Origin of the sequence: Pseudarthrobacter sp. NCCP-2145, assembly GCF_023708005.1 — a bacterium.
GTDB lineage: Bacteria > Actinomycetota > Actinomycetes > Actinomycetales > Micrococcaceae > Arthrobacter > Arthrobacter oxydans.
Genome location: NZ_BRCG01000014.1, coordinates 75,119 through 95,750, shown reverse-complemented (window position 1 = coordinate 95,750; position 20,632 = coordinate 75,119). Strand labels below are relative to the sequence as shown.

General features: G+C 66.9%; 15 protein-coding genes, 1 tRNA gene and 1 pseudogene. 7 read left to right on the top strand and 10 right to left on the bottom strand.

Going from position 1 to position 20,632, the window contains the following annotated elements:
- Window position 1: 1 nt before the first annotated feature.
- Window positions 2–874 carry an aldo/keto reductase gene (locus tag NFU08_RS13480; protein ID WP_251424050.1) on the bottom strand — a complete coding sequence of 291 codons (873 nt, stop codon included), beginning with the start codon at window positions 872–874 and terminating at the stop codon, window positions 2–4.
- 142 nt (window positions 875–1,016) lie between these two features.
- On the opposite strand from NFU08_RS13480, the gene NFU08_RS13475 reads away from it, so the two are divergent.
- The 3 genes and pseudogenes from NFU08_RS13475 (at window position 1,017) to NFU08_RS13465 (ending at window position 6,346) form a co-directional block, all read left to right on the top strand.
- On the top strand, window positions 1,017–2,006 hold the full coding sequence (locus tag NFU08_RS13475) for an LLM class flavin-dependent oxidoreductase (RefSeq protein ID WP_174176101.1): 990 nt from the start codon (window positions 1,017–1,019) through the stop codon (window positions 2,004–2,006).
- Window positions 2,007–2,221: 215 nt separating this feature from the next.
- On the top strand, window positions 2,222–4,852 hold the full coding sequence (locus tag NFU08_RS13470) for a trehalase-like domain-containing protein (protein ID WP_174176103.1): 2,631 nt from the start codon (window positions 2,222–2,224) through the stop codon (window positions 4,850–4,852).
- 62 nt (window positions 4,853–4,914) lie between these two features.
- Window positions 4,915–6,346, top strand: a pseudogene (locus NFU08_RS13465) (MFS transporter).
- Window positions 6,347–6,416: 70 nt separating this feature from the next.
- On the opposite strand, the gene NFU08_RS13460 reads toward NFU08_RS13465, so the two are convergent.
- The 4 genes from NFU08_RS13460 to NFU08_RS13445 form a co-directional block, all read right to left on the bottom strand.
- Complete coding sequence (locus NFU08_RS13460) at window positions 6,417–7,553, bottom strand: FAD-dependent oxidoreductase (RefSeq protein ID WP_174176107.1); 1,137 nt, start codon at window positions 7,551–7,553, stop codon at window positions 6,417–6,419.
- Window positions 7,554–7,566: 13 nt separating this feature from the next.
- The gene (locus NFU08_RS13455; RefSeq protein WP_174176109.1) at window positions 7,567–8,493 is read right to left on the bottom strand and encodes an AEC family transporter; all 927 of its coding nucleotides are present in this window, start codon (window positions 8,491–8,493) and stop codon (window positions 7,567–7,569) included.
- Window positions 8,494–8,544: 51 nt separating this feature from the next.
- Window positions 8,545–8,970 (bottom strand): aspartate 1-decarboxylase, encoded by a 426-nt coding sequence (gene panD, locus NFU08_RS13450; protein ID WP_172801470.1) that lies wholly within the window; start codon window positions 8,968–8,970, stop codon window positions 8,545–8,547.
- A 147-nt stretch (window positions 8,971–9,117) separates the two neighbouring features.
- Entirely contained in the window at window positions 9,118–10,032 is a 915-nt protein-coding gene (locus NFU08_RS13445; protein ID WP_174176111.1) for a LysR substrate-binding domain-containing protein, read from the bottom strand.
- A gap of 153 nt (window positions 10,033–10,185) precedes the next feature.
- Between NFU08_RS13445 and NFU08_RS13440 the strand changes: the two genes are divergently transcribed.
- Window positions 10,186–11,649, top strand: a complete 1,464-nt coding sequence (locus NFU08_RS13440) for an amino acid permease (protein ID WP_251424047.1) — start codon at window positions 10,186–10,188, stop codon at window positions 11,647–11,649.
- Between the two features lie 291 nt (window positions 11,650–11,940).
- On the top strand, window positions 11,941–15,447 hold the full coding sequence (locus NFU08_RS13435; RefSeq protein ID WP_251424045.1) for a bifunctional proline dehydrogenase/L-glutamate gamma-semialdehyde dehydrogenase: 3,507 nt from the start codon (window positions 11,941–11,943) through the stop codon (window positions 15,445–15,447).
- A gap of 120 nt (window positions 15,448–15,567) precedes the next feature.
- On the opposite strand, the gene NFU08_RS13430 is transcribed toward NFU08_RS13435, so the two are convergent.
- Together NFU08_RS13430 and NFU08_RS13425 are read right to left on the bottom strand one after the other, a co-directional pair.
- Window positions 15,568–15,885 carry a hypothetical protein gene (locus NFU08_RS13430; RefSeq protein ID WP_174176116.1) on the bottom strand — a complete coding sequence of 106 codons (318 nt, stop codon included), beginning with the start codon at window positions 15,883–15,885 and terminating at the stop codon, window positions 15,568–15,570.
- Window positions 15,886–16,042: 157 nt separating this feature from the next.
- Window positions 16,043–16,897, bottom strand: coding sequence for a LysR family transcriptional regulator (locus NFU08_RS13425; RefSeq protein WP_066279926.1), 855 nt, complete (start codon window positions 16,895–16,897; stop codon window positions 16,043–16,045).
- Between the two features lie 142 nt (window positions 16,898–17,039).
- Here NFU08_RS13425 and NFU08_RS13420 point away from each other — a divergent pair, with 142 nt between their 5' ends.
- A complete protein-coding gene (locus tag NFU08_RS13420) occupies window positions 17,040–18,419 on the top strand; it encodes an MFS transporter (RefSeq protein ID WP_174176118.1) in 1,380 nt (459 codons plus the stop codon).
- Window positions 18,420–18,425: 6 nt separating this feature from the next.
- Here the strand turns inward: NFU08_RS13420 and NFU08_RS13415 are convergent, their stop codons facing one another.
- From NFU08_RS13415 to NFU08_RS13405, 3 genes are all read right to left on the bottom strand, one after another.
- Window positions 18,426–19,580, bottom strand: coding sequence for a N(5)-(carboxyethyl)ornithine synthase (locus tag NFU08_RS13415; protein WP_251424043.1), 1,155 nt, complete (start codon window positions 19,578–19,580; stop codon window positions 18,426–18,428).
- The gene (locus tag NFU08_RS13410; protein ID WP_172801468.1) at window positions 19,577–19,717 is read right to left on the bottom strand and encodes a hypothetical protein; all 141 of its coding nucleotides are present in this window, start codon (window positions 19,715–19,717) and stop codon (window positions 19,577–19,579) included. The genes NFU08_RS13415 and NFU08_RS13410 overlap by 4 nt, the downstream gene beginning before the upstream one ends.
- 103 nt (window positions 19,718–19,820) lie before the next feature.
- Window positions 19,821–19,894: transfer RNA gene (locus NFU08_RS13405), tRNA-Gly, on the bottom strand.
- A 241-nt stretch (window positions 19,895–20,135) separates the two neighbouring features.
- Between NFU08_RS13405 and NFU08_RS13400 the strand changes: the two genes are divergently transcribed.
- Window positions 20,136–20,615: an SRPBCC family protein gene (locus NFU08_RS13400; protein ID WP_174176122.1), complete on the top strand. Its 480-nt coding sequence runs from the start codon at window positions 20,136–20,138 to the stop codon at window positions 20,613–20,615.
- Window positions 20,616–20,632 lie beyond the last annotated feature (17 nt).

The window sequence follows — 20,632 nt, the reverse complement described above, 5'->3', positions numbered from 1 at the left end:
GTTATCCGGCCGCTGCTTCAAGTTCAGCGTAGGTGTCCTCGTCCAGCGTGACACCGGCTGCGGCCAGGTTTTCTTCCAGGTGCTTCACGGACCCGGTGCCAGGGATGGGCATCATCACGGGGGAGCGGCGCAGCAGCCACGCCAGCGCCACCTGCGAGGTGGTGGCCCCAAGGCGCTTCGCGGCCTCATCCAGCGGCCCGCCCGGCTGGGCCAGCTCGCCCGCGGAGATCGGGGCCCACGGGATGAAGCCGATGCCGTTGTCCTCCGAGTAGCGCAGGACATCCTCGGAGCTGCGGTCCGTGAGGTTGTACCGGTTCTGGACCGTGGACACGGTGAAGTGCTTCCCGGCGGCCTCGAGTTCCGCAACGCTGACCTGCGAGAGGCCCAGCGCCCGGACCTTGCCCTCGTCCTGCAGTTCGCGGAGCACTCCGAACTGCTCCTCGGCGTCCACCTTGGGGTCAATCCGGTGCAGCTGCAGCAGGTCCAGGGTGTCCACCTTGAGCTTCCGCAGGCTGAGTTCCGTCTGCTGGCGCAGGTACTCCGGCCGGCCTACGGGAATCCACTGGTTGGGGCCGGTGCGTGTAAAGCCCACCTTCGTGGCGATCTTCAGCCCGTCCTTATAGGGGTGCAGCGCCTCCGCCAGGATCTCCTCACTGATGTTGGGGCCGTAGGAGTCGGCGGTGTCGATGAAGTCCACCCCGAGTTCGACGGCGCGGCGCACCACCTGGACCGCGGTGCTGCGGTCAGCGGGCTCACCCCACACACCGTCACCGACAATGCGCATGGCACCAAAGCCAAGCCGGTGCACGGTTCCCAGGTCTTTCAGGTCAATCGTTGCGGACAGTTCCAGCTGGTTCGACGTATTCAGGCTCATAGGGGCGGCAACATCATAAGTTTGCTGAGTATTCCTGGGCGGGCTGAAATAAGCCGGCCCCCGCCGTCGTTATGCATCAAGTGCCTGCCGCGATCCGGCGGGTACCAACCCACAGAACAGCTTTGAAAGGCCGGCACCCGACGTGACTCTTCCCCTCTCCATCCTTGACCTGGCAACCATCGGGAAGGGCCAGACGGCGGCGGAGAGCTTCGCGGGCAGCGTGGCCATGGCACAGAGCGCGGAAAAGCTGGGGTACCGCCGCGTCTGGTACGCCGAGCACCACAACATGTCCTCCATCGCCTCCTCCGCCACCAGCGTCCTCATAGCCCACGTGGCCGCCCACACCGAAAGCATCCGCCTGGGCGCCGGCGGCGTCATGCTGCCCAACCACTCACCGCTGACCATCGCCGAGCAGTTCGGCACGCTGGAGACCCTGCACCCGGGCCGCATCGACCTTGGCCTGGGCCGCGCGCCGGGAAGTGACCAGAACACCATGCGCGCGCTGCGGCGGGATCCCATGTCCGCCGACAGTTTCCCGCAGGACGTCCTGGAACTCCAGGGCTACCTCACCGGCCCCACCCGCATCCAGGGCGTGGAAGCCACTCCCGGCAAGGGCACGAACGTGCCGCTGTACATCCTGGGCTCGTCGCTGTTCGGCGCGCGCCTCGCCGCCCAGCTGGGGCTGCCGTACGCGTTCGCCTCGCACTTTGCCCCGAACGCCCTGCAGGACGCGGTGGCCCTCTACCGCCGCGAGTTCAAACCCTCGGCGCAGCTGGACGCCCCGCATGTCATCGCCGGTGTGAACGTCATTGCCGCCGATTCGGCTTCCGAGGCGCAGGCCATGATGCAGGCCACCAAGCGTGCCCGGGTGTCGCTGTTCTTCGGCGGCGGCCGCGAGTTCACGGACGACGAGGCGGACATGATCCTCGATTCGCCGCAGGGTCAGCACGTCTCCCAGATGATGACGTATTCCGCGGTGGGGACGCCCGACGTCGTCCTGGACTACCTGGACAGCTTCGGCAGGCACGCCGACGCCGACGAGCTCATCGTGGCGCACCAGAGCACCGGCACGGACGCCCGGCTGCGGTCCGTGGAGCTGCTTGCCGAAGCCGCCGGACTGGCCCGGGTCTGAGCCGGCAGTTAAAGCCCGCCGTGCGTGCAGCCGCAGGGACCGCAGACTTTTACACATACGCAATACAAGGGACTTTCGGGGGTAACGGCGGAGGCTGACCATGGGAGTGCCCCCTCCGGAGTTCCGGGAACCCCGGGGAGGGGCACCAACCGGTAGCCCGCAGGAGATCCAGCGGCTGTAGTCCCGGCCCGGTCCTGCCTCAAAGGGGTCCATGGATGCCAACGCCGTTGAACCAAAGCGTCGCGGATTCCGCACTGCTCACCAGGTCCCTGCCGCTGGGCATGCTCCGGACGTTCGTCCAGTCCGACGCCGCCGACGAAGGGCTCACGCCTGCGCTGCTGGCGGAACTGAAGGTCCTGGCCCGGGTGCCCGGGCTCATTGTGGCCTGCAATTACGGCGGAACCCTGTGCGACGCCGAAGGCATCTCCACCGAGACGCTCCCGTTGGGGAGTGCCGCCATCGCGCTGCGTGCCCTGGCAGCACTCCCCAACACCCACGCCGCCGTCATTTCCGGGCGGTCGCTGCGTGACCTCGCCGCAGTATCGCGCCTGCCGGCGGAGGTGCACCTGGTGGGCTCGCACGGCGCCGAGTTCGACATGGGGTTCGCGCACCAGCAGACCCTCGCCACCGAGTCCGTCCTGCAGAAAGTCCACGCCGCCCTCAACGAGGCGGTGGGGTTCCAGAAGGGCATCTGGCTAGAGCGCAAACCCGTGGCCGTTTCGGTGCACACCCGGCCGGCAGCTCCGGACGTCGTGGCGGCGGTAACTGACACTGCGCGGGAGGTGGCCCGCGCCCACGGACTGCACTTCATTGTGGACGGCTCCGTGCTGGACCTGTCCGTGGTGGAGCCGTCCAAGGCGGAGGCCCTGGAGAGCCTGCGGTCCCGGCTGGGAGCCAGTGCGGCCATGTATGCGGGCGACGCTGAGAGCGATGAACTGGCCATGGCAACCCTGCGCGGGCCGGACATGGGATTGCGGGTGGGGCCGGGGGAGACCTCCGCCTCCTACCGGCTCCGCGACCCGGAATCCTTCGCCCGGGTGCTGGCGATCCTGTTCGAGCTGCGGCGTGCCTGGCTGTTCGGCGAGGATGCCGTAGGCCTGGAACGGCACAGCCTGATCGGCAACGGATCCTCAACCGCCCTGGTGACACCGGACGCGAAAATCTGCTGGATGAGCCACCCCCTGCCTGACTCCGGATCGCTGTTCGCGCACATCCTGGGCGGAGACGCCGCAGGCCATTTTTCGGTGGAGCCGGTCAAGGCCTCCCAGGTGCTCGGGCAGCGCTACGTGGACAGCACCATGATCGTTGAAACCCGCTGGGCGGACGTTACGGTAACGGACTATCTTGAGCCGGCCCCCGAGGGGATCACCAGCCTGGTGCGGGTGCTCTCCGGCAATGGCGCCGCCAGGATCACCTTCGCCCCCCGGCCGGACTACGCCAACGCCCCGTTCAGCATGGAGGCCCGCGGCGAGGAACTGCACGTGGTGGGGACGTCGGAGCCGTTCATCCTGCTGGCGCCCGGCGTGACCTTCAGCATCACCTCGGACGGGCGCCACGCCACGGCCACCGCCGCCGTCAACCTGCAGGACGGCCCGGTGGTGCTGAACCTGCGCTGCGGAGACACGGAGCACCAGCCCGCGGTACCCGAAAGTGAGGCGGACCGGCGCTCCGCGGTGGCGCTGCATGCCCGGCAGTGGGTGCAGGGGCTCGTCCTGCCGGGCGTCAAACCATCCCTGGTCCGGCGGTCGGCCCTGGTCCTGCGTGCCCTGGTGCATGAACCCACGGGCGCGGTCCTGGCGGCACCCACAACCTCCCTGCCCGAAGGGATCGGCGGGACGAGGAACTGGGATTACCGGTACTGCTGGCTGCGGGACGGTTCCATGACCGTCAACGCGCTGGTGGACCTGGGCTCCACCCGGGAGGCCACGGGCTTCCTGTCCTGGCTGGGACGGATCCTGGAGCACGCCCCCGGGCCCGAGTGGCTGCACCCCCTGTATTCCGTGACGGGCGCACCCCTGTCCACGGAAGCCGTCATCGACAGCCTGCCCGGTTACGCCGGGTCCCGTCCCGTGAGGATCGGCAACGCCGCTGACCACCAGGTCCAGCTGGATGTCTTTGGCCCCATCGCCGAGCTGATCCTTGCCCTGAGTGAACGGGAGGGGACGCTCGCCGACGAACATTGGGAGCTGATGGTCCAGATGGCGTCAGCCGTCCTGGCCCGCTGGCACGAACCCGACCATGGAATCTGGGAGGCCCGCCGGGCACCGCGCCACCACATCTACACGAAGGTGATGTGCTGGGTGACCCTTGACCGCGCACTCCGCACGGCGTCCCGCCACGGCCGCGTTCCCGAGCCATCCTGGGCGCCGGTGGCCGCCACCATCAGGGACGAAGTCCTGCGGGAGGGCTGGGACGAGTCCGCGAAGTCCTACACGGTGGCCTATGACAGCCCGGACCTGGATGCCGCCGTCCTGCACATCGGGCTCTCCGGGCTGCTGGACGTCACGGACCAGCGGTTCCTGGATACCGTCACCGCCGTGGAGCGGGAACTCCGGGTGGGGCCCACCGTGTTCAGGTACAGGTACGACGACGGCCTGCCGGGGCTGGAGGGCGGCTTCCACATCTGCACCACCTGGCTGATCGAGGCGTACGTTGCCACGGGCCGGATCGAGGAAGCCTGGGACCTCTTCGACCAGCTGGTGAACCTTTTCGGGCCCACCGGGCTGCTGCCGGAGGAGTACGATCCCGGCACCGAAACCCACCTGGGGAACCACCCCCAGGCCTACTCCCACCTCGGCTTCATCCGCTGCGCCCGGATCCTGGACGAACACCAGGACAAACGGTAGCCGGCTCTCTTCCTGGGTACCTAGAGTGGAGGTGACACCACCCCGAAACGGAAACGAGACCCATGTCCGCCACCCGCGCCCAGGGAGTGGGCTTCCGTTCTGAACGGGGGCCCATCCTCATTGCCCTGATGCTCGCCACCGGGTTGGTGGCCATCGATTCCACCATCGTGGCCACGGCCGTTCCGTCGATTGTGCGGGACATCGGCGGGTTCGAGTCGTTTCCCTGGCTCTTTTCGGCGTACCTGCTGGCACAGGCGGTCTCCGTGCCCATCTACGGAAAACTCTCGGACATGGTGGGCCGCAAACCGATCATCCTTGCGGGCATCGGGCTGTTCCTCCTTGGGTCGGTACTCTGCGGCATCGCCTGGAGCATGCCCGCCCTGATCGCCTTCCGTGCCCTGCAGGGACTCGGAGCCGGCGCAGTGCTACCTGTCTCCATCACCATCGCAGGGGACATCTACTCGCTGGAGGAACGGGCCAAGGTCCAGGGCTACCTTGCGAGCGTGTGGGCGGTTTCCTCCGTGGTGGGACCAAGCCTGGGCGGCATATTTGCCGCAGTGGGCTTCTGGCGCGGAATCTTCCTGGTCAACATCCCGCTGTGCCTGCTGGCGGGATGGATGCTCGTCCGGACCCTGCACGAGAACGTGGAAAGGGCCAAACACCGCGTGGACTACGCCGGGGCAGCCCTGTTGGCTGCTTCGCTTGGCCTGCTCATCCTCGGAGCCCTTGAGGGCGGCCACGGCTGGGCCTGGAATTCACCGGTGAGTCTTGGCATCTTTGCCGTGGGCGGGATCCTGCTGGCCCTGTTCCTCGTGGTGGAACGGCGCGCGGTGGAACCGGTGCTGCCGTCCTGGGTGGTCTCGCGCAGGCTCCTTGGCACCACAGCCCTCGTGTCCTTCGGCGTAGGTGCCGTGATGATCGGACTGACGTCCTACGTGCCCACGTTCCTGGAAGGCGCGCTGGCCAGCTCGCCACTGGTCGCCGGGCTGGCCCTGGCGGCACTCACCCTGGGCTGGCCGATCAGCGCCTCGCAGGCAGGACGCTTCTACCTGCGGATCGGGTTCAAGGCCACAGCGCTCATCGGCATCTCCATCACCGTGGCAGGCCTCGCGGTCCTTGCATTCACCGCCGCTGCTCCCAGCGTGGCGCTGGTCGCCGCCAGCCGCCCAGTCCAGCGTTTCCTGGAATGAGCGGGGCGTGGTCACCAGCACCAACATGTTCGCCCGGTCCATCGGGAGCGCACTGGGCGTGGCCGTCTTCGGTGCCGTGGCCAACGCCATCTATGGGGGAACGGCCGGAGGCGACAGCAACGGCCCGGCGGTGGTGGCCGCCTCCGGTGCGGTCTTCGTGGCCGCCCTGGCAGCCGGGGTCCTCACGGTGGCGGCAGTCCTGGCGATGCCTGCCGTCCGGGCGGCCACCAAGGACGCCGGCGGTGAAGGAAGTGGGGGCAGCGGGGAGCCGGTCCTCACCGACGCGGAGGACAGCTCCCGATGACCGCCTTGGGCTTACGGCCAGCAGCCAGCAGCCAGCAGCCAGTAGCCAGCAGGCAACCAGTAGCCGGCAATCAGCGGCCGGCCCGGAAGATCTCCGGAGCGGGCCGGGTGCCGGTGGCCAGGTCCGCAAGGATCCGGCCGATGACCGGGGTGAATTTGAACCCGTGGCCCGAGAAGCCGGCGCCGATCACCACGGGGCCGATCCGGTCCAGGACGAAGTCCTCGTCCGGGGTGGTGGTGTAGGTGCAGCTGACCGCCTCGAAGGAGTCCGCGTCCACCCCGGGCAGCCATGTCCGCGCGTACTCCTGCAGGGCGGCGAGCTGCACCGGCTCCGGAAGGAAGGACCGCCGGTCCGGATCCACCAAAGGGCCCACTCCGTGCCAGCCGGCCTTGATTCCCTCACCCGGGGTCTGCATCCCGTACACCGGGGAGTACCAGCTCCTGTACTCCGTCCCGGTGCCCGGGTAGTGGTTGAAGCCAGGCCACGCTGCTCCCGGGTCCGTAACCCGGAAGTGCGCCGGCTGCTCCTGGGTGACGCGCAGCTGCGGAATCCTCAGCCCGGAGCCGTTGGCCAACGCCCGGCCCAGGAGTTTTTCCGTCCAGCCGCCGGCAGTCACCACCACCTGCGCCGCGGTGAGCACCTCCGTTCCCGCAGCGGACTCCACAACCAGCCGGACGCCGTCGTCCATGACCTTGAAGTCCACCACCTTGGTGTGGTGCCGCATCTCGGCACCACGGGCCACGGCGAGCCGCTGCATGGCGGGGAGGGCGGCGTCAGGGTTGAGCTGGCCGCCGTCGGGCAGGTGGAGCACCTGCTGGTCGAAGCGGATGCCGCGCCAGCGTTCCGCCGCTTCTTCGGGGTGTAGGAATTCGGCGCGGATCCCGGCCTGCTCCAGGGCGGCTGCAACGTCGGCGAACAGCGGCTCCGGCCCGTGGTTGACCACCCCCGTGCGCGCCAGCAGCTGTTCGCCGCTTTCCTCCTCGAGCTCGTCCCAGAGGGCAAGCCCCTCGGCCAGCATGGCCACGTACTCGGGCCGGTGGTAGCCCGGGTTCAGGTTGCGGGTGGTGCCGTGGGAGGCCCCGATCCGGTGCCCGGGCCCGAACTGCTCCACTAGCGTCACCTGCCGGCCGCGGCGCGACAGCGCCCACGCGGCCGCCGAGCCCATCGCCCCGCCGCCGATCACCACGGTGTCCACAACAGTTTCCATCAGCCCTCCAGGGTCAGGTCAGCAGCAGCGCCACGCCGATCATGGCCGGCACTGCCACCACGGTGGTTATCAAAACGGTGTCCTTGGCCACGGTGAGGCCGGTCTTGTAGCGGCTGGCGGCCACGAAGACATTCTGAGCGGTTGGCAGCGCGGCGGTCACCACGACGGCGAACAGGAGGTGGCCCTCCAGGCCCAGCAGGAAGCGGGCAAAGAGATAGGCAAGCACCGGCTGGACGCCGAGTTTGAAGGCGCTGGCAAGGAGCGTGTCCACGCGGCGGCCCGCGGACGCCTGCAGCGGGCGGGTGCCGTTCAGGCTCATGCCGAACGCGATCAGCATGGCGGGAATCGCCGCGCCGCCGATCAGGTGGATCGGCTCCATGACCAGTTCCGGGACCTGCCAGCCGGTGCCTGCCACCAGCAGGCCCAGTGCCGAGCCGACGATCATGGGGTTCCGCACGATCATCACGAGGAAGGTCAGCGGCGTGGTGCGGTGGCTGCTGGTGCTCGAATCCAGGAGCATCAGGAACAGCGGCGTAAAGAAGGCGAGCTGGAAGATCAGGAGGGGCGCCACATAGCTGGCGTCACCCAGCACGTAAACCGCGATGGGAATGCCCAGGTTTGCCGAGTTGACCAGCGACGCCGCCATGGAGGACATCAGCGACTCGGGAAGCGAACGTTTGAGCCAGAACCTGGCAATGGCGAAGAAGATCATGGCCGTGGCCACGGCAGAGACCGCCGCCACCAGCAGCGGAGCAGCGAAGACTTCGGCGAGGCGCGCCTTGCTGAGGGTTTCGAAGAGCAGTGCAGGGCTGGCCACGAAAAACGTGAGGGAGCTCAGCACCTGCCGGGCGTTGTCACCCAGGATTTTCTGCCGGCCCACGAACCAGCCCACCAGGATGATGCACCACACCACGAAGAAGCCGGCCAGCACGCCTAGCATGGGACAGCCCGCAGGTCGCGGCGGAGCAGGGGACCGGGGCTCACGCTCCGGTTACAGTGCGGCGTTGTTAAGCGCGAAAGGGGGGCGCAGCAGGCCCGGGGTCAGACCCTCGGCGGGGTCGTTGCCCAGTTGGATCACGCGGTTGTTTTCGTCCACGTGGACCACCCTGGGCTCATAGCTCTTCGCTTCCTCGGTGGTCATCTGCGCGTAGGTAATCAGGATGACAATGTCGTTTTCCTGCATCAGGTGGGCCGCCGCCCCGTTGATGCCGATGACGCCGGAGCCGCGCTCGCCGGCAATGGTGTAGGTCTCCAGACGGGAGCCGTTGGTCACGTCCACGATGGACACCAGCTCACCCGGCAGGATGTCGGCGGCCTCAAGCAGGTCCAGGTCAACAGTGACCGAACCTACGTAGTGCAGGTCAGCGTGCGTGACGGTGGCCCGGTGGATTTTGGACTTGAACATTGTTCGATTCATAACGGCTTCAGTCTAGCGGCGGGGGCCCTGCCGCGCAGTGACGCAGGAAACACTTGCGCAGGGACGGTCCCGGCGCAGTGACGTCCCGCGTCATGGCGCAGGGGGTGCAGTTCCCCCAGGTGCAAGGACGCGTCCGACGGCGGCCGGTCACCCGGCGACGTCAGCCGCCACTGCTCCTGCCGTGGCAGCAAGGGTTTCCCGGGCTGCCAGGATGGCCGGGCGCTTGGCGCTGGAGCGGCGGACCGAGGTGAAGACGGTGCGCCGCGGTTTCCCCGGCAGGTCCAGGAGCCGGGCCGTGGTGTCCCTGCCGGTCCACACCAGGTCCGGCATCAGCGCCACGGCGTTGCCCGACTCGATCAGCCGGATCTGCGCCTGGAGGTCAGCGGTCTCATAGCGCACGTCGGGTTCGAATCCCGCACTCCGGCAGGCCTGCTCGGCCCAGTGCCTCGAGGCGGCACCCCGCGGCTCCATCACCCAGGCAAGTTCCGCGGTGTCCTCGATCGAGGAGATGGCGGGGCCGCCGTCGGACGCCGGCGGGACGGCGAGCCGAATGGCATCGGTGGTCAGCCTGACCCTGTCCAGCTCGGGATAACGGGGGGCGGCATGGCCCGGATACTGCTCGGCAATGACAAGGTCAAAATCGCGGGCCCAGGTTTCGTGCAGGGCGGTCTCGGGCTCGCGCTGGATCATCTCGATCCGGACTTCGGGGTACGTGCGGGACATGCGCGTGAGCGTTTCCGGCATAAGGGCAAGGGCTGCCGACTGGAAAACGGCGATCCGGACGGTGCCGGTGACCGTGGTCAACGATGCGGCCAGGTCCGCCTCGGCCTGCTCCATGGTTTCCAGCAGGCTCGCGGTGTGCGCCACGAGGACTTCGGCCTGGGGTGTGAGCTGCACCCGCCGCCCCGTCTTGCGGAGCAGCTGGACCCCTACTTCCTTTTCCAGCAGGGCAAGCTGCTGCGAGACCGACGACGGGCTGTACTGCAGTGCCTCCGCCACCTCCGCGAGGGTCCCCCGGATGCTGAGTTCCCGGAGCAGGCGGAGCCGGCGCACATCAAGCATGGGGAAATCCTTACCTAAACTAACGAATATAGGTTAGAAGTAGTCACTTTATCTAACGCAAGCCCGCTTGCATACTGTTGGGACCGAGTTACCCCCGTCACAAGCGATTCTTCTCGCGCCGTGACGGGGTCGCACCCCAAGCAGGAGTTCCTGATGAGCACTAGAGATATGACCCAGTCGATCATGCGGCGCAAGCCCATTGACGACATAGAAGAAGAGAACAAACACAGTGGCCTCTTTAAGTCACTCGGGCTTTGGCAGCTTACGGCGATCGGCGTAGGCGGCATCATCGGCGTCGGCATCTTCTCCCTCGCGGGACTGGTGGCCGCCGGCAGCGAGAGCACACCCGGGGTGGGGCCCGCGGTGCTGATCTCCTTCCTGGTGGCAGGCCTCGCGTCTGCCGCCGCTGCTTTGTCCTACGCGGAATTCGCGGGCATGATCCCCCGCGCCGGGTCCGCCTACACCTACGGATACGTGGCGCTCGGCGAGATCATCGGCTGGTTCATCGGCTGGGACCTCCTGCTGGAGTACATCGCCATCGTGGCGGTGGTTGCCATCGGTATCTCCGGCTACTTCGACGCCTTCCTCTCGGGAATCGGCATCAACATGCCCATCTGGATGACCTCCACCGCTGACGAGGGCCGCGGCGGCATCGTCAACATTCCGGCCATCGTGGTCTGCCTGATCGTGACCTGGATCCTGTCCCGCGGCACCAAGGCCTTCGGCCGGTTTGAACTCGTGGCCGTTGCCATCAAGGTCATCCTGATCCTTTTCATCATCGGACTGGGCGTCTTCTACATCGACACCAACAACTACAACCCGTTCATGCCCAGCGGCTTCGGCCCCGTCCTGGCCGGCGCGGCCACGGTCTTCTTCGCCGTCTTCGGCTACGACGCCATGAGCACCGCGGCGGAAGAGGCCAAGGAGGGCAAGAAGCACATGCCCAAGGCCATCATCCTGTCGCTGATCATTGCGATGCTGCTCTACGTGGCAGCCACCCTGGTGCTTACCGGCATGCAGAACTACAAGGACATTGACCCCACGGCCGGTTTTGCCTCGGCCTTCACGGGTGTTGGCCTGCCTGTGATCGCCACCATCATCTCGGTGTTCGCCGTCCTGTCCATCCTCACCGTGATGCTGACCTTCCTCCTGGGTGTTACCCGCGTCTGGTTCTCCATGAGCCGCGATGGCCTGCTGCCCGGCTGGTTCTCCAAGACAGACCGCCACGGCACCCCGCAGCGCGTCACGTGGATTGCCGGCGTCGCCTCCGCACTGCTGGCCGGCGTGTTCCCTATCAAGGCCGTTGCCGACCTGACCAATATCGGCATCCTGGCCGCGTTCGTCGTCGTCTGCTTCTCGGTGATCGTGTTCCGCTACAAGAAGCCGGACGCGCCCCGGACCTTCCGCCTGCCGTTCATGCCGTTCATCCCGGCCTTCGGCGTGCTGGCCTCCGCGTTCCTGATGTTCCAGCTGCACTGGGAGACCTGGGCTCGTTTCGGCGTCTGGCTCCTTGTTGGCCTGGCGATCTACTTCTTCTACGGCAAGAAGCACTCGCTCATGAACCCCAACAGCCCCCGGCACCAGGAGATTGTGGAGATGCACCGCCCCGTCGGCTGACCCGCCCAGGGGACGCTCTCTCACTTAATGCCGCTTAAACACGGACGCTCTATCACCCTCCTGGGGGGTGATAGAGCGTTTCCGTTTTTCCCGCATTAAGTGAGAGAGGGTGGCCGTATTTGTTGCATCAAGTGAGAGAGCGTCGCTGGGGGAGGGGGAGTTCGGGCGGGGCTTAATTCTTCATCTTTTCTAACCTGTATTGCTTAGGAAAGATCGCTTTATCTTATGTGACTGGAAGCTCATACTGGTGGATAAGACCTCCTTGAACCCCAGGAAAGAACGAGAACAGCCATGACCCACATTGCAATGGAACCGGCAGCCGCCACCGGAACTGCGCCCCGGACTGTCGACGTCGACGTGCCCCAGGCCAAGGCGTTGGCCACCGAAGCGGTGGCACTGGTCCGCCACTGGCTGACCGAGGCAGCCAAGGTTCCCGTGGATGCTTCCGCCCAGCAGCTCGCCGGCGTCCTGAAGGACCCCAACGGCCTGGAATTCACCGTTGGCTTCGTGGACGGCGTGGTCCGCCCCGAGGACCTGAGCGTCGCCGCACGCAACCTCGCCGCGCTGGCCCCCAAAGTCCCCGCCTTCCTGCCCTGGTACATGCGGAGCGCCGTGGCACTTGGCGGAACCATGGCCCCGATCCTGCCGCAGGTTGTCATCCCCGTCGCGCGCAAGGTCCTGCGCGAGATGGTGGGCCACCTGATTGTTGACGCCACCGACGCCAAGCTGGGACCCGCCATCGCGAAGATCCGCAAGGACGGCATCAAGCTGAACGTCAACCTCCTGGGCGAAGCCGTCCTGGGCGAGCACGAGGCCTCCCGCCGGCTCGAGGGCACGCACACGCTGCTGGCGCGCCCCGACGTCGACTACGTCTCCATCAAGGTCTCCTCCACGGTGGCCCCGCACTCGCCGTGGGCCTTCGACGAGGCCGTTGCGCACGTCGTCGAGAAGCTCACCCCGCTGTTCGAGCGCGCAGCGTCATTTCCCAAGGCCAAATTCATCAACCTGGACATGGAGGAGTACAAGGACCTGGACATGACCATCGCGGTCTTCACCAGGATCCTGGACAAGCCCCAGTTCAAGAACCTCGAGGCCGGCATCGTGCTTCAGGCCTACCTCCCGGACGCACTTTCCGCCATGATCCGCCTGCAGGACTGGGCCGCTGAGCGCCGCGCCAACGGCGGCGCCGCCATCAAGGTCCGCGTGGTGAAGGGCGCCAACCTGCCCATGGAGCAGGTGGAAGCCTCGCTGCACGACTGGCCGCTGGCAACGTGGGGAACCAAGCAGGACTCGGACACCAGCTACAAGAGCGTCATCAACTACTCGCTGCACCCGGAGCGGATCAAGAACATCCGGATCGGCGTTGCCGGCCACAACCTGTTCGACATCGCGTTCGCGTGGCTGCTGGCCAAAAAGCGCGGCATCGCGGACACCGCACGGCAGAGCATCGAGTTTGAGATGCTGCTCGGCATGGCACAGGGCCAGGCCGAAGCCGTCAAGAAGGACGTCGGCTCGCTCCTGCTCTACACACCGGTGGTGCACCCGGCCGAGTTCGACGTCGCCATCGCCTACCTGATCCGCCGCCTCGAAGAAGGGGCAAGCCAAGACAACTTCATGTCCGCCGTGTTCGAGCTGGACAAGAACGAAGCCCTGTTCGAGCGGGAAAAGCAGCGCTTCCTCTCCTCCCTTGAAGCCCTGGACAACAGCGTGCCGCCCGCCAACCGGCAGCAGAACCGCAACCTTCCGCCGCAGCCCCTGCCGCACGATTCGTTCAAGGACACCCCGGACACCGATCCCTCGCTGCCGGCCAACCGCGACTGGGGCCGTGCCATCCTGGAACGCGTCCCGTCCTCCACACTCGGCAACGCCGCCGTGGAAGCCGCCTTCATCAACGACGAAGCAACCCTGAACGACGCCATTACCACCGCCGTCGACAAGGGCAGGGCCTGGGGCGCGCTCTCAGGCGCCGAGCGCGCCGAGATCCTGCACCGCGCCGGCGACATCCTCGAAGCCCGCCGCGCCGACCTGCTCGAGGTCATGGCCAGCGAAACCGGCAAGACCATCGACCAGGGCGACCCGGAGGTCAGCGAAGCGGTGGACTTTGCCCACTACTACGCCGAGTCCGCGCGGAAGCTGGACAAGGTCGACGGCGCCACGTTCGTCCCGGCCAAGCTCACCGTGGTCACACCGCCGTGGAACTTCCCGGTCGCCATCCCCGCAGGGTCCACCCTCGCGGCACTCGCCGCCGGCTCCGCCGTCGTGATTAAGCCCGCCAAGCAGGCCGCCCGCAGCGGTGCCGTGATGGTGGAAGCCCTGTGGGAGGCCGGCGTTCCGCGCGATGTGCTGACCATGGTGCAGCTGGGCGAGCGGGAACTCGGCAGGCAGCTGATCTCCCACCCGGCCGTCGACCGCGTGATCCTCACCGGCGGCTACGAGACCGCCGAACTGTTCCGGTCCTTCCGCCAGGACCTGCCGCTGCTGGCCGAGACCAGCGGCAAGAACGCCATCATCGTCACCCCCAGCGCGGACCTGGACCTGGCAGCCAAGGACGTGGCGTACTCCGCGTTCGGCCACGCCGGCCAGAAGTGCTCGGCCGCGTCACTGGTGATCCTGGTGGGTTCGGTGGCCAAGTCCAGGCGCTTCCACAACCAGCTGATCGATGCCGTCACCTCCCTGAAGGTGGGCTACCCGGAGGACCCCACCAGCCAGATGGGCCCGATCATCGAGCCCGCCAACGGCAAGCTCCTCAACGCCCTCACCACCCTGGGCGACGGAGAAAACTGGGCCGTTGAGCCCAGGAAGCTGGACGGCACCGGCCGGCTCTGGAGCCCGGGCGTGCGCTACGGCGTCAAGCGCGGCTCCTACTTCCACCTCACTGAATTCTTCGGCCCCGTCCTGGGCGTGATGACCGCCGAGACCCTGGAAGAGGCCATCGACCTCCAGAACCAGATCGAGTACGGCCTCACCGCCGGGCTGCACTCCCTGAACTCCGAGGAACTGGGAATCTGGCTGGACAGCATCCAGGCCGGAAACCTCTACGTGAACCGCGGCATCACGGGCGCGATTGTGCAGCGCCAGCCGTTCGGCGGCTGGAAGAAGTCCGCAGTGGGTGCAGGCACCAAGGCCGGTGGACCCAACTACCTGGCAGGCCTGGGTGACTGGGCCCCTGCCACAAGCACCGCGGATGCCGACATCACCCACCCGGGCGTGCGCCGCATCCTTGACGCGGCCGGGTCCGCCCTGGACCCGGCCGGCTTCGAGTCCGTCCAGCGTGCGCTGGCCTCCGATGCGCAGGCCTGGGCAGAGGAGTTTGGTACCGCCAAGGACGTCTCCGGACTCAGCGCGGAACGCAACATCTTCCGCTACCGCAGCCTTCCCGTGACGGTGCGCCTGTCCGAGGGTGCGCCGCTGGCGGACCTGGTCCGGACCGTGGCGGCCGGCGTACTGGCGGGCTCGGAGCTGACCGTTTCCAGCGCCGTCGAGCTTCCCGCCCAGCTGCGCCCGGTGCTGCTGGCCCTGGACATCGAGGTGACGGTGGAGTCCGACGCCGACTGGCTGGCTTCCGCGGGCAGGCTCGCCGCGGCGGGCAAGCTGTCCAATGGCCGCGTCCGCCTGATTGGCGGCACCGCGACGGCCCTGGCGAAGGCCACGGGGGGACGTCCCGACCTGGCAATCTACGCGCACCCGGTGACCGAAGCGGGCCGCGTTGAGCTGCTGCCCTTCGTGCACGAACAGGCCGTCAGCATCACGGCGCACCGCTTCGGCACCCCGAACCACCTCTCGGACGCCCTGATCTAGCAGCCCAGGCCCGCGGAGTTTCCGCGCACACTGCAGGATTACCGCACATACAGAAGGCCGGGCGGCCACCTTTCACGGTGACCGCCCGGCCTTCTGCAGTGTGTTGGTGTTATTTGCCTGTCAGCCGAGGTACCACCCGGGCGGCGTCCAGGTCACCGGAACGCTGTGAGCGGAGAAATCCTCGCACCGCGTGCACGTGTACGCCACTTCGCCCAGGGAAGCGACCGTTCCGTCACGCCGGTACGTGGGCGGGATGTAGGACTCCAGATAGACGAATTCGTCCGTCCGGCAGGTGTCGCAGGTGGGTTTGCCTACGTAGCCGGTATCGGTTGTTGCGATCCCGGCGCCGAGGTTGGAGCGGCGGGTGGCCGGCGGCCGCGCAGTGTTGATGGGGCGCGCATGGGCCGAGCTGGCATGGGTGTTCCTGGCTGTCGTCATTGGCTGCCTGTCCCGGGTGGAAATCCTGGCATGCAGGAGCCCCCCGTGCTTGAGAACCGGCCAGCTGCTTGACCCTAGGAAGTCAGCATAGGGGATGCTGCCTTCAGCAATCAATGGAAACTGCGGAATGGCTGCGCCCGCCGGGGCGGCGCCGGCGTTATGCTTGCCGATTAATTGTCCTGCCCACAATGGACTGCGTCAGTGCATCAATGACCTCCGCATTGGCCAGTGGATTGCGGATCAGGGTGAAGTCCACGTCGCCCACTGCCGGCAGGTCGAACCGCCGGGTGATGATTTTGAGGTCTTCCGGGACGAGCGACGACGGCATGACGGCCACGCCGATTCCTGCCCGGACGGCCGCCAGCACACCGCTGATTTGCCGCGTGGTGCAGGTGATCCGCCAGGTCCTGCCATGGGACTCAAGGGCGTCAATGGCGAGCTTCCGGCTCAGGCTGGGTGACGGGTAGGCGATGAGCGGCACGGGAGCCGCCGGGTCCAGCGTGGTCTGCTCCAGCCCCACCCAGGAAAAGGAATCATGCTGGACCACGGTTCCGTCCTTGGCTCCGGCCACCCACTTGACGAAGACAAGGTCCAACTGCCCCGCGTTGAGCTTCCGGTACAGCTGGTCGCTTTGGCCCACCGTCAGCTCCAGGTTGATCTGCGGATAGATCTGCCGGAACTCCCGCAGGATCCGCGGCAGGCCCGTGATGGCCAGGTCATCGGCCGTGCCGAACCGCAGCCGTCCGCGCATCGCAGAACCGGAGAAGTAGCGGGAGGCGGAATCGTGGGCTGCCAGGATGTTCCGGGCGAAGCCCGCCATGGCGTCCCCGTTGTCCGTCAGCCGCACATCGCGGGTATCCCGGCTGACCAGGACCCTCTTGGCGGCCGCCTCCAGCTTGCGGACATGCTGGCTGACGGTGGGCTGGGCCAGGCCCAGCCGCTCCGCCGCCTTGGTAAAGCTCAGCGTTTCTGCGACGGCGAGGAAGGAGCGCAGCTGGGCTGGTTCGAACACGATGGACTCCGGGGGGCGTCGGTGCGGGCGTGGCTGTATTGCAGTCTGCAATAGGAGTTATAGGGACGATACGTCTCCATAATCCCGTGTTCCACCCTAGCGTTAAGGGCATCCCGGACCGCACGCACTTGAGGACACACCTGTGGCACCCCCACCGCCGTCATCGGCAACCGTCACCCAAACCGTCATCGATACCGCCGGCTCCGCGCCGCCGGACCACCAGACCCAGCCGCTCGCCGTCGTTACTGAACGCCTGCCCTGGAAACACACCTTCATCTCCCTTCGGGTCCCCAACTTCCGCATCTTCGCGATAGGCCACTTCATCGCCGTCGTCGCCATCTGGATGCAGCGGATCGCCCAGGACTGGATGGTGCTGGAGCTGTCCGGATCCGTCACGGCCGTGGGCATCACCGTGGCGCTGCAGTTCCTGCCGTCCCTGCTCCTGGGACCGTGGGGCGGGATGGTGGCCGACCGGTTTGCCAAGCGGAAGATCCTGATTCTGTGCCAGGGCATGGCGGCAGTCCTGGCGGCTGTGCTGGCGGCCCTCGCCCTGAGCGGGGCTGTTGAGGTGTGGCACGTCTACGTCATCGCGCTGGTGCTTGGCCTGGTGACGGTCCTTGACCAGCCGGCCCGGCAGGTCTTCGTCAATGAACTCGTGGGACCCACCTACCTGCGCAACGCCATCAGCGTTAACTCCACCACCTTCCAGCTGGGCGGCCTGATCGGTCCCGCGCTGGCGGGGTGGATGCTCACTGCCGTGGGTGCCGGATGGGCTTTCGCCGGCAATGCCGTGGCATGCTGTTCCACCGTGGCCATGCTGCTTCTTTTGCGCAAGGACCAGCTGTTCGTGAGCGAGCCCGCCCCGAAGAGCAAGGGTATGCTGCGCGAGGGACTGCGGTATGCGCTGGGCAAGCCCACAATTTACTGGCCGTGGCTGATGGCAGGATTCATCGCGGTGTTCGCCATGAGCCTGCCCGTGGTGCTCGCCGCCTTCGCGGACCACGTGTTCAACGCCGGTGCCGCGGGCTATGGCCTCCTGAACGCCCTGGTGGCGCTGGGCGCGCTGGCCGGCGCGGTGGCATCCACTCGGCGCCGCCGGCTCCGGCTGCGCTCCGTGGTGTTCTGCGCGGGAATGTACGGGGTCATGCTGTGCCTTGCCGCGCTGGCGCCGTCCATGCCGGTGTTCGGCGCGGTCATGGTGCTCTCGGGGTTCTGGTGCCTGATGTTCCTGACAGGGTCCAACCAGCTGGTCCAGGTCAGCTCCAACATGGGCATCCGGGGCAGGGTCATGAGCTTGTACATCATGGTCCTGATCGGCGGCCAGGCAATCGGCGGGCCAATGCTGGGCTGGATCGCCGAGCACGCCGACCCGCACGTGGCGCTGCTGGTGTCCGGCGGCGTGCCTGCCCTCGCGGCACTGACGGTCGCGGTCATCCTGGCGCGCAAGGGCTCGCTGTCGCTGAGGGTCAACCTCAAGGACCGGCGGCAGCCCGTGCGGATTGTCGGGCGGGCCGCCGCGTAACCCGCACTATAAGGCCAGGTGCGGGTACGCCTCTTCGCGCTTCTGGAACTCCAGGACATCCCTGTTGCGGATGACGCCGTCGCGGATCTCGATGGCACGGGCGATGGTCTCGTTGGCGTCCCACGCGCCGGGGCCACTGACGACGGTTTCCAGGATAGGCAGCAGCGCCTGGCTGATTTCCCAGCTGGCGGAGTTCCAGAGGTAGGACGGGCTGTGGTCCACGGCGTAGTAGTTGATGTGGTCGCCCACCGTGAACATGGGGTCGGCGAAGGTGGTGGACCGTGCCCAGCTGAAACCCATTCCCTCGTCGCATGACACATCCACAATCAGGCTTCCGGGACTGAACGCCGCCAGGTCCTCCGTGCGCAGGTACGTCAGCGGGTTGTTGGGGTCCTGCAGGGTGCAGTTGACCACGATGTCGCTCTCGGCCAGGAACGGAGCCAGCGGGACCCTGCCGCGCTCGCTGATGACCTGGCTCAGGAAGGGGGCTTCGTCGTCGTGGTCGAACTGGACGATGTTCACTGAGTGGATCGGTGCCCCGACGGCGGCCACGCCCCGGTTGGTCAGCACCTGGACGTCATGGATCCCGTGCGCGTTCAGCGCGGTGACGGCGCCCCGGGCTGTCGCGCCGAAGCCGATGACCGTGGCACTGAGCCTCCGGCCGTAGTCGCCGGTGGACCCGGTCAGCGCCAGGGCGTGCAGCACGGAGCAGTACCCCGCGAGTTCGTTGTTCTTATGGAACACGTGCAGCCCAAAGCCGCCGTCGCTGGCCCAGTGGTTCATGGCCTCGAAGGCAATCAGCGTGAGCTTCTTGTCGATGGCCAGCTGGGTGATGGCGCGGTCCTGGACGCAGTGCGGCCAGCCCCAGAGGACCTGGCCGTCCCGCATGTCGGCGAGGTCTTCCGGCTGGGGCTTGGGCAGGAGGACGACGTCGGCCTCCGCCAGCAGCGCCTCCCGGCCGGCCATCCTGCCCACCAAAGGCGAGAGGTGTTCGTCCGAGACGCCCAGCCGCTCGCCGTAGCCGGTTTCCAGGATGATGTGCTCGCGGATGTCGGGCGCAATGCGCTCGAAATGCAGCGGATGGATGGGGAGCCGGCGCTCATCGGGCTTCCTGGTTGAGGCCAGGACGCCGAGGGTCAGTCTTTTCTGCTGCCCGGTCACTTCTTTTTGGCGGCCTTGCTGGAGGTGATGTCCAGGGAGCTGGCGGGGGCGGAAGCGGCCTTCTTGTCGGCCCGCTTTTCCTTGATGGACTTGCCGGATTTTTTGGATGCTGTTTGACGCGGGGACTTGTCAGCCATGAATTGCTCCTGTAGCGGAACCGAAGAGGTTCCTGACTTCTGACGATACACGCCGGTACCTAATGGCCCCGGGGTGGCTTGTCTTCTGTCCCGCTGCAAGCAGTGGAGCGGCTGACGGGAATCGAACCCGCGTATCAAGCTTGGGAAGCTAGCGCTCTACCATTGAGCTACAGCCGCGCTGCCCCGCCGTGGAGGGGCAGAACATAGCTTAGCGCAGAACTTTGCCTGCCCTGCCCACACACGCTGCGCGCCGCCCGTGTCCCGGTGAGGGGCACGTCATCCAGTAACTCTTCAATAACGTCGCCTGCCGTGGCTAGGTGTGCCCGCGGAGCGCTGGCTAACCTGAACCGGGTAGCTGCGGGGCCGGGGGGAGTGCAGCTACTGCGGCAGTTGAACCTCAACCACAGGAAGATCCCCCATGGCATTCGCAGAACACGAGGTCCTTATCCGGCGGGACGCCATGGCCGTGTATCTGTACCTGCTTGATGCCACCAACCTGCCTGCGTGGAACGACTCGGTGCGCAGCGTCAGGCTGCTGCAGGGCGCATCTGCCTCCAAGGGGGCGGTGTACCGCAAGATGGTGGCCGGACGGTCCGGGCTGAGCATCCCCGCGGAGCTGGAAATCACCCACTCCAGGCCCGGAGCCGAAATCCAGTTCCAGGCCATGTCCGGGCCGGCCCACCGTTCAGGCGGGTACTACCTCAGCACGGAGGCGGCAGGAACGCGCGTCAGGTTTGCCCTTGAGGCCCGGGCAGAAGGGGCGGCCGGCATCCTGCACAGGCTCGGGATCCTTAACCGGGTCGGATTCCTGAACAGGATGCTTCAACGCAGCCTCTCCACCGAGGTCGCCCAGCTCGAACGGCTCAAGGACGTCCTGGAGCTCCAGCCCGCTATGTAGAGGGTGCTCTCGTTCCC

What these genes read in the sequence shown, in the direction of transcription:
- NFU08_RS13480 (WP_251424050.1), bottom strand. Translation starts at nt 874, where the DNA reads ATGAGCCTGAATACGTCGAACCAGCTGGAACTGTCCGCAACGATTGAC.
- NFU08_RS13470 (WP_174176103.1), top strand. Translation starts at nt 2,222, where the DNA reads ATGCCAACGCCGTTGAACCAAAGCGTCGCGGATTCCGCACTGCTCACC.
- NFU08_RS13460 (WP_174176107.1), bottom strand. Translation starts at nt 7,553, where the DNA reads ATGGAAACTGTTGTGGACACCGTGGTGATCGGCGGCGGGGCGATGGGC.
- NFU08_RS13455 (WP_174176109.1), bottom strand. Translation starts at nt 8,493, where the DNA reads ATGCTAGGCGTGCTGGCCGGCTTCTTCGTGGTGTGGTGCATCATCCTG.
- panD (WP_172801470.1), bottom strand. Translation starts at nt 8,970, where the DNA reads ATGAATCGAACAATGTTCAAGTCCAAAATCCACCGGGCCACCGTCACG.
- NFU08_RS13445 (WP_174176111.1), bottom strand. Translation starts at nt 10,032, where the DNA reads ATGCTTGATGTGCGCCGGCTCCGCCTGCTCCGGGAACTCAGCATCCGG.
- NFU08_RS13440 (WP_251424047.1), top strand. Translation starts at nt 10,186, where the DNA reads ATGAGCACTAGAGATATGACCCAGTCGATCATGCGGCGCAAGCCCATT.
- NFU08_RS13435 (WP_251424045.1), top strand. Translation starts at nt 11,941, where the DNA reads ATGACCCACATTGCAATGGAACCGGCAGCCGCCACCGGAACTGCGCCC.
- NFU08_RS13430 (WP_174176116.1), bottom strand. Translation starts at nt 15,885, where the DNA reads ATGACGACAGCCAGGAACACCCATGCCAGCTCGGCCCATGCGCGCCCC.
- NFU08_RS13410 (WP_172801468.1), bottom strand. Translation starts at nt 19,717, where the DNA reads ATGGCTGACAAGTCCCCGCGTCAAACAGCATCCAAAAAATCCGGCAAG.
- NFU08_RS13400 (WP_174176122.1), top strand. Translation starts at nt 20,136, where the DNA reads ATGGCATTCGCAGAACACGAGGTCCTTATCCGGCGGGACGCCATGGCC.